Raw genomic sequence first — 12570 nt, forward strand, 5'->3', positions numbered from 1 at the left:
ATGAATCTGCCAGTCAGAGAGTTTGATGCTGTCGTCATCGGTGCAGGTGGCGCCGGTATGCGTGCCGCGTTACAGATTTCACAAATGGGGCTGTCTTGCGCCCTGATTTCAAAAGTCTTCCCGACCCGCTCCCATACGGTGTCCGCGCAGGGCGGTATCACCGTCGCGCTGGGTAACACCCATGAGGATGACTGGGAATGGCACATGTACGACACCGTAAAAGGTTCCGACTATATCGGTGACCAGGACGCCATTGAATATATGTGTAAAACCGGGCCGGAAGCGATTCTGGAACTCGAACACATGGGGCTGCCTTTCTCCCGTCTTGAAGATGGCCGCATTTATCAGCGTCCGTTTGGCGGCCAGTCGAAAAACTTCGGTGGCGAGCAGGCGGCACGTACTGCGGCCGCCGCTGACCGTACCGGTCACGCCTTGCTGCACACGCTGTATCAGCAAAACCTGAAAAAAGGCACCACGATTTTCTCTGAATGGTATTCACTGGATTTAGTGAAAAACCAGGACGGCGCGATCGTCGGCTGTACCGCAATCTGTATTGAAACCGGCGAAGTGGTGTATTTCAAAGCCAAAGCCACCGTACTGGCGACCGGCGGCGCAGGCCGTATTTACCAGTCCACCACCAACGCCCACATTAATACTGGCGACGGTGTTGGCATGGCGTTACGTGCAGGTGTTCCGGTGCAGGACATGGAAATGTGGCAGTTCCACCCGACCGGTATCGCCGGCGCAGGCGTTCTGGTGACAGAAGGCTGCCGTGGTGAAGGCGGTTATCTGCTCAATAAAGACGGCGAACGTTTCATGGAACGTTATGCGCCGAATGCCAAAGACCTGGCGGGTCGTGACGTGGTGGCGCGTTCCATCATGATCGAAATCCGTGAAGGCCGTGGCTGCGAAGGTCCGTGGGGCCCGCACGCTAAACTGAAACTCGATCATCTGGGTAAAGACGTTCTGGAATCCCGCCTGCCGGGCATCCTTGAACTGTCGCGTACCTTCGCACACGTCGATCCGGTGAAAGAACCGATCCCTGTTATCCCAACCTGCCACTACATGATGGGCGGTATTCCGACCAAAGTGACCGGTCAGGCGCTGCGTGTGAACGCGCAGGGTCAGGATGAAGTGATCCCTGGGCTGTTCGCGGTCGGCGAAATCGCCTGCGTATCGGTTCACGGCGCTAACCGCCTTGGTGGTAACTCACTGCTGGATCTGGTGGTGTTTGGTCGTGCAGCGGGTATGCATCTGCAGGAATCTATCACTGAGCAGGGCGAAAGCCGTGATGCTTCTCAGGACGACATTGATGTATCTCTGGAGCGTCTGAACCGCTGGAACAACACCCGTTCAGGTGAAGATCCGGTGGCTATCCGTAAAGACCTGCAATCGTGCATGCAGAACAACTTCTCGGTATTCCGTGAAGGTGATGCGATGGCGAAAGGTCTGGAAGAACTGAAAGTGATCCGCGAGCGTCTGAAATCTGCCCGTCTGGATGATACGTCCTCAGAGTTCAATACCCAGCGCGTTGAGTGTCTGGAACTGGATAATCTGATGGAAACTGCGTTCTCCACCGCTGTCTCTGCAAACTACCGCACTGAAAGCCGTGGTGCTCACAGCCGTTTCGACTTCCCTGAGCGTGATGATGCGAACTGGTTGTGCCACACGTTGTATCAGCCAGAAACAGAAAGCATGACCCGCCGTGAGGTGAACATGCAGCCTAAGCTTCGCGCGGCGTTCCCGCCGAAAGCGCGTACTTACTAGGGCGGAGCGGAGACAGATTATGAAAATTGAATTTTCGATTTATCGCTACAACCCGGACGTTGATGACGTGCCGTACATGAAAGATTACGTGCTGGAAGCTAAAGAAGGGCGCGATATGATGTTGCTCGACGCGCTGATTTTGCTGAAAGAACAGGATCCGACGCTGGCTTTCCGCCGCTCATGCCGTGAAGGTGTTTGCGGGTCAGATGGCGTCAACATGAACGGCAAAAACGGCCTGGCGTGTATCACACCCGTCTCGACGTTGCGTAACGGCAGCAAGAAAATTGTAATCCGTCCGTTGCCGGGGTTACCGGTTGTCCGTGACCTTGTAGTAGACATGGGACAATTCTATAAGCAGTATGAGAAGATTAAGCCTTACTTGTTGAATGATGGGAAAAATCCTCCGGCGCGTGAACATTTGCAAATGCCGGATGACCGCGAAAAGCTGGACGGATTGTACGAATGTATTCTCTGCGCCTGCTGTTCAACGTCCTGCCCGTCTTTCTGGTGGAATCCCGACAAGTTTGTCGGTCCGGCAGGCCTTCTGGCCGCTTACCGTTTCCTGATCGACAGCCGCGATACCGAGACTCAATCGCGCCTTGACGATCTGAATGATGCTTTCAGCGTATTCCGCTGCCACAGCATCATGAACTGTGTGAGTGTATGTCCAAAGGGGCTGAACCCGACCAAGGCTATCGGCCATATTAAATCGATGCTGCTACAACGCGGTGCCTGATTGATAAGCCACGCACAGCGGGAACTCAGGTTCCCGCTGTTATTTAGTTACCACCGGTTTTTCGCTTTCTTTAGTTACAAATGTGGTAACTGAGGTGGGGATAGCAAATAATTAATTTTTTAATAACAAAGTAGCAACAAGTGCAACAAAGTTGCGCCTGACTGGAGTAAGATAGCCGGGTCAAAAACCGGGAGATAAAAATCCCCCGAAAGGCAGCAGAAATAAGCAGGGTAACTTCAAAAATCAGTCACGCGCATGGCGGATTTCTGAAGGTTCCTTGAAGAGCCAACCGCTCAACCAACGAACTGTTTTAGTATGGAAAACCGTTTTACCGCGGTGTATCACGGTCATTATTATTAACCACGGCGAAAACTAAAGCTTCAAAGCTTAAGGGATCACGATGCAGAACGGCGCAATGAAGGCCTGGCTGGATTCCTCCTATCTGGCGGGTGCAAACCAGTCTTACATAGAGCAACTCTATGAAGACTACTTAACCGATCCTGGTTCCGTTGACGATAGCTGGCGTTCGATTTTTAAACAGCTACCAACAGTGGGTGTGAAACCAGAGCAACTCCATTCTCAAACTCGGGACTACTTCCGCCGCCTGGCGAAAGACGCGTCACGTTATAACTCCTCCATCAGCGATCCGGAAACGGATGCCAAGCAAGTCAAGGTGCTGCAGTTAATCAACGCCTTCCGCTTCCGTGGTCATCAGAATGCAAACCTTGATCCCCTCGGCCTGTGGAAGCTGGACGCCGTGCCTGATCTGGACCCGGCGTTCCACCATCTGACTGAAGCTGATTTCCAGGAAACCTTCAACGTCGGTTCATTTGCCATTGGCAAGGAAACCATGCAGCTCGGCGAGCTGTATAAAGCCCTGAAGCAAACCTATTGCGGTTCCATTGGTGCGGAATACATGCACATTACCAACACTGAAGAGAAACGCTGGATCCAACAGCGAATCGAATCCGTGGCAGGTCGTGCGAGTTTCACCAATGATGAGAAGAAAACGTTTCTTAAAGAGCTGACCGCAGCAGAAGGTCTGGAGCGTTATCTGGGGGCGAAATTCCCGGGTGCAAAACGCTTCTCACTCGAAGGTGGCGATGCGCTGGTTCCGATGCTGAAAGAAATGATCCGTCATGCCGGCAAAAACGGAACCCGCGAAGTCGTGCTGGGTATGGCGCACCGCGGTCGTCTGAACGTACTGATCAACGTGCTGGGCAAAAAACCTCAGGACCTGTTCGACGAATTCTCCGGTAAGCATAAAGAACACCTGGGCACCGGTGATGTGAAATACCACATGGGGTATTCGTCTGATGTGGAAACCGAAGGCGGTATGGTTCACCTGGCGCTGGCGTTTAACCCGTCGCACCTGGAAATCGTCAGCCCGGTGGTCATCGGTTCTGTTCGTGCCCGTCGTGACCGTCTGGACGAAGCGCGCAGCAACATGGTTCTGCCAATCACCATTCACGGTGACGCGGCCATTACCGGTCAGGGTGTGGTTCAGGAAACCCTGAACATGTCGCTGGCACGCGGTTATGAAGTGGGCGGTACCGTGCGTATCGTCATTAATAACCAGGTGGGCTTCACCACCTCGAATCCGAAAGATGCGCGTTCTACCGACTACTGTACCGATATCGCGAAAATGGTGCAGGCACCGATTTTCCACGTCAATGCCGATGACCCTGAAGCGGTGGCTTTCGTGACCCGCCTGGCATTGGATTTCCGTAACACCTTTAAACGTGACGTCATGATCGACCTGGTTTGCTACCGTCGCCACGGCCATAACGAGGCCGACGAACCTAGCGCAACCCAGCCGCTGATGTACAACAAGATCAAGAAACACCCGACGCCACGCAAGATTTATGCTGATGTCCTGACTGAGCAAAACGTAGCCAGCCTCGAAGATGCCACGGAAATGGTCAACCTGTACCGCGATGCGCTGGATGCCGGTGAATGCGTAGTGGAAGAGTGGCGTCAGAATGACATGCACACTTTCACCTGGTCACCGTATCTGAATCATGAGTGGGATGAGGCTTATCCGAACAAGGTCGAGCTGAAACGCCTGCAGGAACTGGCGCGTCGTGTCAGCCATGTGCCTGATGCGATCGAAATGCAATCCCGCGTTGCCAAGATTTACGGCGACCGTAACGAGATGGCCGAAGGCAATAAGAAGTTCGACTGGGGTGGCGCGGAAAATCTGGCCTACGCTACGCTGGTAGATGAAGGTATTCCGATTCGTCTTTCCGGTGAAGATACCGGCCGCGGCACCTTCTTCCATCGCCATGCGGTGATCCATAACCAGAAAAACGGTTCCGTGTACGTGCCGCTGGCCAATATTCATAACAGCCAGGGCGAATTCAATGTCTGGGATTCCGTGCTTTCCGAAGAAGCGGTGCTGGCCTTTGAATACGGTTACGCGACCGCTGAACCGCGCACCCTGACCATCTGGGAAGCGCAGTTCGGTGACTTCGCCAACGGTGCACAGGTGGTTATCGACCAGTTCATCAGTTCCGGCGAACAGAAATGGGGCCGCATGTGTGGTCTGGTGATGCTGCTGCCGCACGGCTACGAAGGGCAGGGGCCGGAGCACTCCTCCGCGCGTCTGGAACGTTATCTGCAACTTTGCGCTGAGCAAAATATGCAGGTGTGTATCCCGTCTACCCCGGCGCAGGTTTACCACATGATCCGCCGTCAGGCACTGCGCGGTATGCGCCGTCCGCTGATCGTGATGTCACCGAAGTCTCTGTTGCGTCATCCTCTGGCGGTTTCTACGCTTGATGAGTTGGCTGACGGCAGCTTCCTGCCAGCGATTGGTGAAGTCGACGAACTGGATCCGAAACAGGTTAAGCGCGTGGTGATGTGCTCCGGTAAGGTTTATTACGACCTGCTGGAACAACGTCGCAAAAACGAGCAAACCGATGTGGCGATTGTCCGCATCGAACAGCTTTACCCGTTCCCGCACAAGGCAATTCAGGAAGTGCTTGAGAAATTCTCACACGTTCATGATTTCGTCTGGTGTCAGGAAGAGCCACTGAACCAGGGCGCGTGGTATTGCAGCCAGCACAATTTCCGTGAAGTGATTCCTTTCGGGGCTTCTTTACGTTACGCAGGACGCCCGGCCTCTGCCTCTCCGGCAGTGGGCTACATGTCCGTTCACCAGAAGCAACAGCAAGATCTGGTTAACGATGCGCTGAACGTTAAATAACCGCGTCGGTGTCAGTTAACTATATGGAACATAAGAAGGATTGATAATGAGTAGCGTAGATATTCTGGTCCCTGACCTTCCTGAATCCGTTGCGGATGCGACGGTTGCCACCTGGCACAAAAAGCCGGGCGACAGTGTTGAGCGTGACGATGTACTGGTAGAAATTGAAACCGACAAAGTGGTTCTGGAAGTCCCGGCGAGTGAAGCCGGTATCCTGGACAGCATTATCGAAGACGAAGGTGCGACGGTCATTTCCCGTCAGATCCTGGCGCGTATTCGTCCGGGTAACAGCAGCGGTAAGCCAAGCACTGAGAAAAGCTCCGATAAAGAAGCGACTCCTGCGGCACGCCACACAGCAGCACTGGAAGAAGAGAACAACGACGCACTCAGCCCGGCTATCCGCCGTCTGATTGCAGAACATTCTCTGGATGCCAGCGCGATTAAAGGCAGCGGTGTTGGTGGTCGTCTGACCCGTGAAGATATCGAACAGCATCTGGCGAAAGCCAAAGACGCGAAACCGGCAGCCGCGCCAGCCGCCGCTCCGGCAGCGACCAGCGCCGCTCCGGCTCTGGGTTCACGTAGCGAAAAACGTGTGCCTATGACCCGTCTGCGTAAGCGTGTTGCTGAGCGTCTGCTTGAAGCGAAGAACAGCACTGCGATGCTGACGACCTTCAACGAAATCAACATGAAGCCAATCATGGATCTGCGTAAGCAGTACGGTGATGGTTTCGAAAAACGTCACGGCGTGCGTCTGGGCTTCATGTCTTTCTATCTGAAAGCCGTGGTTGAAGCACTGAAACGCTACCCGGAAGTGAATGCCTCTATTGACGGCGAGGATGTGGTTTACCACAACTATTTCGATGTCAGCATCGCGGTATCCACGCCACGCGGCCTGGTGACCCCGGTTCTGCGTGATGTCGATACGCTGGGCATGGCGGATATCGAGAAGCAAATCAAAGAGCTGGCGATCAAAGGTCGTGACGGCAAACTGAAAGTGGAAGAACTGACCGGCGGTAACTTTACTGTGACCAACGGCGGCGTCTTCGGCTCCCTGATGTCCACGCCAATCATCAACCCACCACAGAGTGCGATCCTCGGCATGCATGCCATTAAAGATCGTCCTATGGCGGTCAATGGTCAGGTAGTGATTTTGCCAATGATGTATCTGGCGCTGTCCTACGATCACCGTCTGGTTGATGGCCGTGAATCGGTCGGCTTCCTGGTGACCATTAAAGAGATGCTGGAAGATCCGGCTCGTCTGCTGCTGGACGTCTAGTCCCGGCACTGCGAAAGATTAGAGATCGAAAAATCTGCGGCACAGTTCGCTGTGCCCTGATAAGCCTTCCTACTAAGAATGGATAGAACATCATGAATTTACACGAGTATCAGGCGAAACAGCTGTTCCTGCGCTACGGCCTGCCAGCACCGACGGGCTTCGCCTGTTCCACCCCGCGTGAAGCGGAAGAGGCTGCATCGAAAATCGGTGCCGGTCCGTGGGTGGTGAAATGTCAGGTTCATGCCGGTGGCCGCGGTAAAGCGGGCGGCGTGAAAGTGGTCAAAAGCAAAGAAGAGATCCGCGCTTTTGCTGAGCACTGGCTGGGTAAACGTCTGGTCACTTATCAGACAGACGCCAGCGGTCAGCCGGTTAACCAGATCCTGGTTGAAGCGGCAACGGATATCGATCAGGAACTGTACCTCGGTGCGGTAGTGGATCGCAGCTCCCGTCGCGTGGTGTTCATGGCGTCTACAGAAGGCGGCGTGGAAATTGAGAAAGTGGCAGAAGAGACGCCACACCTGATCCATAAAGTGGCACTGGATCCGCTGGCAGGTCCGCAGCCTTATCAGGGGCGCGAACTGGCTTTCAAACTGGGCCTGACCGGTAAGCAGGTTCAGCAGTTCACCAAGATCTTCATGGGTCTGGCGAACATCTTCCTTGAGCGCGATCTGGCGCTGATCGAAATCAACCCGCTGGTGGTGACTACCGCTGGCGACCTGATCTGCCTCGACGGCAAACTGGGTGCAGACGGCAACGCCTTGTTCCGTCAGCCAGAATTGCGTGAAATGCGCGATTACAGCCAGGAAGATGCCCGTGAATCTCAGGCAGCGCAGTGGGAACTGAACTACGTTGCACTCGACGGCAACATCGGTTGCATGGTGAACGGTGCCGGTCTGGCAATGGGTACCATGGATATCGTGAAACTGCACGGTGGCGAACCGGCTAACTTCCTGGATGTTGGCGGTGGCGCAACCAAAGAGCGCGTGACCGAAGCCTTCAAAATCATCCTGTCCGATGAAAAAGTCAAAGCTGTCTTCGTTAACATCTTCGGCGGTATCGTTCGTTGCGACCTGATCGCCGACGGTATCATCGGCGCGGTGGAAGAAGTGGGCGTCAGCGTACCGGTTGTGGTGCGTCTTGAAGGTAACAATGCCGAGCTGGGTGCCAAAAAACTGGCAGACAGCGGTTTGAACATCATTGCAGCGACCAGCCTGACGAATGCGGCTCAACAAGTTGTCGCGGCAGTGGAGGGGAAATAATGTCGATTTTAATCAACAAGAACACCAAAGTTATCTGCCAGGGTTTCACCGGTAGCCAGGGGACTTTCCACTCCGAACAAGCCATCGCTTACGGCACCAAAATGGTTGGCGGCGTTACGCCAGGCAAGGGCGGCACCGAGCATCTGGGCTTGCCAGTGTTCAATACCGTGCGTGAAGCGGTAGAAACTACCGGCGCAACGGCGTCTGTGATTTATGTGCCGGCGCCGTTCTGTAAAGACTCTATTCTGGAAGCGCTGGATGCAGGTATTAAACTGATCATCTGTATCACTGAAGGCATTCCGACGCTGGATATGCTGGTGGTTAAAGTGAAACTGGATCAGAGCGATGCAGTGATGATCGGGCCAAACTGTCCGGGTGTTATCACGCCGGGCGAATGCAAAATCGGCATCATGCCGGGCCACATTCATCTGCCAGGCAAAGTGGGCATCGTTTCCCGTTCCGGTACGCTGACGTATGAAGCCGTTAAACAGACAACTGATTACGGTTACGGCCAGTCTACCTGCGTCGGTATCGGCGGTGACCCGATCCCGGGCTCTAACTTCATCGATATCCTGAAGCTGTTCCAGGAAGATCCACAGACTGAAGTGATCGTGATGATCGGTGAAATCGGTGGTAACGCGGAAGAAGAAGCTGCCGCGTACATCAAAGCACACGTGACCAAACCGGTTGTGGGCTATATCGCGGGTGTGACTGCGCCTAAAGGCAAACGTATGGGCCATGCAGGCGCCATCATTGCCGGTGGTAAAGGCACTGCTGATGAGAAATTTGCAGCGCTGGAAGCGGCAGGCGTGAAAACCGTTCGCAGCCTGGCCGATATCGGCGAAGCCGTGAAATCATTGCTTCCGCAATAAGTATTACCCCACCCGCACCGGTGAAATTACGGTGCGGGTGAAGCCATTTTATTTAAGAAAAAGATTCGACATGTTGGCCACCTTAGGGTGGCCTTTTTTATTTTAAGCGAAATAGTTAACATTCGCTGAATTGAGCTATATTTATTAACACAGCACGATAGGTCCATTGGAAATAAAAGGTTAATAATTAGGTTTAAACAGGTAGCAAAATAAATATTAACGATAACCATATAAACACAATTAATTAACATAAAAGCCACCCTTAAAGCTCAATGAAACCAACGGTTAACATCCTGAAATATTTTTTTCGAAATTGATGAAGACATTATAGAAATAAACAATGAGATAGGCTTAAATTGCGTCAGATCAATTACAGCGATTATCACTGTTTTGTTCTTAAATTGACCTGTACACGGAAATCCGCTTTGGGTCACTAAAAAACCTATTTAATGTGTGGGATTACTGGCGTAACATAATGCTCCTGTAACCATCCGTTTTTTGTATGATTATTTTTCCCGTGATTTTGCCCGTTCATCAGCCTGTTACAGGCCCGCGGTTCGCGCTTTTTCCGGGTTCAGAGTGTCCCGCTGACAGCGTTACTCGCACTGAATGCTGGCTCTCTGTTCTGCACACATTTGAATACTGGTAGTCATGAGGCGTTCCGGCAACCGGTTCGTCAGAGATCGCAATTTGGGGTCTTCCTCCGAGGAGCAAGGGGTCAAGATGTTTGATATCGTTGAACTGTCGCGTTTACAGTTTGCTTTAACAGCCATGTACCATTTCCTATTTGTCCCATTAACGCTGGGTATGGCGTTTTTACTGGCAATTATGGAAACGGTTTATGTGCTTTCCGGCAAACAAATCTATAAAGATATGACCAAATTCTGGGGCAAACTTTTTGCAATTAACTTTGCATTGGGCGTTGCAACCGGTTTAACCATGGAATTCCAGTTCGGGACTAACTGGTCATATTTCTCACATTACGTCGGTGATATCTTCGGTGCGCCTCTGGCGATTGAAGGTTTAATGGCGTTCTTCCTGGAATCCACTTTAGTGGGCCTGTTCTTCTTCGGATGGGACCGTCTTTCTAAAGTTCAGCATATGACAGTGACCTGGTTTGTTGCCCTTGGCTCAAACTTGTCAGCACTGTGGATCCTGGTGGCGAACGGCTGGATGCAAAACCCGATTGCATCGACCTTCAACTACGAAACCATGCGTATGGAAATGGTCAGCTTCTCTGAGCTGGTTCTGAACCCGGTCGCACAGGTTAAATTCGTTCATACCGTAGCGTCTGGTTATGTGACTGGCGCGATGTTCATTCTGGCTATCAGCTCTTACTACCTGTTAAAAGGCCGCGACGTAGGTTTTGCGAAGCGTTCATTTGCTATCGCTGCAAGCTTCGGTCTGGCCGCAGTGCTCTCCGTTATCGTACTGGGTGATGAATCCGGTTATGAAATGGGTGACGTACAGAAAACCAAACTGGCGGCTATCGAAGCAGAGTGGGATACCCAACCTGCACCGGCAAGTTTCACGCTGTTCGGCATGCCTAATCAGGACAAAATGGAAAATGAATATTCCATTCAAATTCCTTACCTGCTCGGCCTGATTGCTACGCGTTCCGTGGATACGCCGGTTACTGGTCTGAAAGACCTGATGGCGCAACATGAAGTGCGTATCCGCAACGGTATGAAAGCGTACACCCTGCTGGAAGAACTGCGTTCGGGCAATACTGACCCGAAAGTCCGCAGCGATTTCGAAAATGCTAAGCAGGATCTGGGCTACGGTATGTTGCTCAAACGCTATACCGACAACCCGGCGGGAGCGACTGACGCACAGATTCAGAAAGCGACCAAAGATTCTATTCCACGCGTTCTGCCTCTGTACTTTGCATTCCGTATCATGGTTGCCTGCGGCATCCTGATGTTCGTCCTGATTGCGCTGTCCTTCTATACCGTCCTGCGCGGCAAGATTGGTCAGAAACGCTGGTTACACCGCGCGGTATTCATCGGCCTGCCATTGCCGTGGATTGCTGTCGAAGCGGGCTGGTTCGTGGCTGAATATGGTCGTCAGCCTTGGGCGATTGGTGAAGTGTTACCGACTGCGGTTGCACACTCTTCACTGACTGTGGGTGATGTACTGTCCTCGATGATCCTCATCTGCGGTCTGTACACCCTGTTCCTGGTCGCTGAAATGTTCCTGATGTTCAAATATGCGCGCCTGGGCCCAAGCAGCCTGAAAACTGGCCGTTATCATTATGAACAAACTTCAGCGCCACTTGAGCAAGCTCGGTAATAGGGAGTCCACTTATGTTTGATTATGAAGTTTTACGGTTCATCTGGTGGGTGCTGATTGGCGTGCTGTTTATCGGCTTCGCCGTCACCGATGGATTTGATATGGGCGTAGGCATCCTGGTGCGCATTATCGGTAAAACCGATACTGACCGCCGCGTGATGATTAACGCCATCGCCCCGCACTGGGACGGCAACCAGGTCTGGCTGATTACGGCCGGTGGCGCATTGTTCGCTGCCTGGCCGATGGTCTACGCAGCGGCTTTCTCCGGCTTCTATGCCGCGATGGTGCTGGTGTTGTGCGCCTTGTTCTTCCGTCCGCTGGGCTTTGATTACCGTTCAAAACTCGAGAGCGCTCGCTGGCGTGGCATGTGGGACTGGGGCATCTTTATCGGCAGCTTCGTGCCCGCTCTGGTGTTCGGTGTGGCCTTCGGTAACCTTCTGTTAGGGGTGCCGTTCCATATCGACAGCGACCTGCGTCTGTTCTACACCGGTAATCTGCTGGGCTTGCTGAACCCGTACGGCATTCTGGCCGGTCTGGTGAGCCTGACTATGCTGATCACCCAGGGCGCTACCTACCTGCAAATGCGTACTGTGGGTGAACTGCACCTGCGTACCCGTACCGCGTCGCAGATTTCTGCGCTGGTGATGATGGTGTGCTTCCTGCTGGCGGGTATCTGGTTAGTGAAAGGGATTGATGGCTTCACCGTGACATCCGTTATGGATCACGCGGGTCCGTCTAACCCGCTGCGCAAAACTGTGTCTCATGAAGCGGGTGCATGGCTGGCGAACTTCAACAAGACGCCGGGCCTGTGGGCAATTCCTGCGTTAGGTGTGATTTTGCCGCTGCTGACCATTTTGTTCTCGCGCATGAATAAAGCCGCGCTGGCGTTCATCAGTAACTCACTGACTATCGCCTGTGTGATCCTGACTGCCGGTATCACTATGTTCCCGTTCGTGATGCCTTCTATCACTGAACCGAATGCCAGCCTGACAATGTGGGATGCAACATCTACGCTGTTGACGCTGAGAGTGATGACCGTTGTCGCTTGTATCTTTGTGCCAATCATCCTGATTTACACCTCATGGGCGTATTACAAGATGTTCGGGCGCCTCGATAAACACTACATCGAGAACAACAAGCATTCGTTGTATTAAGGAGAA

General features: G+C 53.0%; 8 protein-coding genes. All 8 read left to right on the forward strand.

The features are described from left to right. Complete coding sequence (gene sdhA, locus LC431_RS03155; protein ID WP_013576441.1) at positions 1-1767, forward strand: succinate dehydrogenase flavoprotein subunit; 1767 nt, start codon at positions 1-3, stop codon at positions 1765-1767. Positions 1768-1786: 19 nt separating this feature from the next. Further along, the gene (locus LC431_RS03160) at positions 1787-2503 is read left to right on the forward strand and encodes a succinate dehydrogenase iron-sulfur subunit (RefSeq protein ID WP_013576440.1); all 717 of its coding nucleotides are present in this window, start codon (positions 1787-1789) and stop codon (positions 2501-2503) included. 400 nt (positions 2504-2903) lie between these two features. Beyond that, positions 2904-5711 carry a 2-oxoglutarate dehydrogenase E1 component gene (gene sucA, locus LC431_RS03165; protein ID WP_121020042.1) on the forward strand — a complete coding sequence of 936 codons (2808 nt, stop codon included), beginning with the start codon at positions 2904-2906 and terminating at the stop codon, positions 5709-5711. A gap of 46 nt (positions 5712-5757) precedes the next feature. Beyond that, positions 5758-6987: a 2-oxoglutarate dehydrogenase complex dihydrolipoyllysine-residue succinyltransferase gene (gene odhB / locus LC431_RS03170; RefSeq protein WP_013576438.1), complete on the forward strand. Its 1230-nt coding sequence runs from the start codon at positions 5758-5760 to the stop codon at positions 6985-6987. 92 nt (positions 6988-7079) lie between these two features. Next, positions 7080-8246, forward strand: a complete 1167-nt coding sequence (gene sucC / locus LC431_RS03175) for an ADP-forming succinate--CoA ligase subunit beta (RefSeq protein WP_013576437.1) — start codon at positions 7080-7082, stop codon at positions 8244-8246. After that, on the forward strand, positions 8246-9118 hold the full coding sequence (gene sucD, locus LC431_RS03180; protein ID WP_013576436.1) for a succinate--CoA ligase subunit alpha: 873 nt from the start codon (positions 8246-8248) through the stop codon (positions 9116-9118). The genes sucC and sucD overlap by 1 nt, the downstream gene beginning before the upstream one ends. Before the next feature lie 723 nt (positions 9119-9841). After that, positions 9842-11410 carry a cytochrome ubiquinol oxidase subunit I gene (gene cydA / locus LC431_RS03185; RefSeq protein WP_013576435.1) on the forward strand — a complete coding sequence of 523 codons (1569 nt, stop codon included), beginning with the start codon at positions 9842-9844 and terminating at the stop codon, positions 11408-11410. Positions 11411-11424: 14 nt separating this feature from the next. Next, positions 11425-12564 (forward strand): cytochrome d ubiquinol oxidase subunit II, encoded by a 1140-nt coding sequence (cydB, locus tag LC431_RS03190; RefSeq protein WP_013576434.1) that lies wholly within the window; start codon positions 11425-11427, stop codon positions 12562-12564. Positions 12565-12570: the final 6 nt, after the last annotated feature.

Origin of the sequence: Rahnella sp. GSA61A (genome assembly GCF_019969905.1) — a bacterium.
GTDB lineage: Bacteria > Pseudomonadota > Gammaproteobacteria > Enterobacterales > Enterobacteriaceae > Rahnella > Rahnella aceris.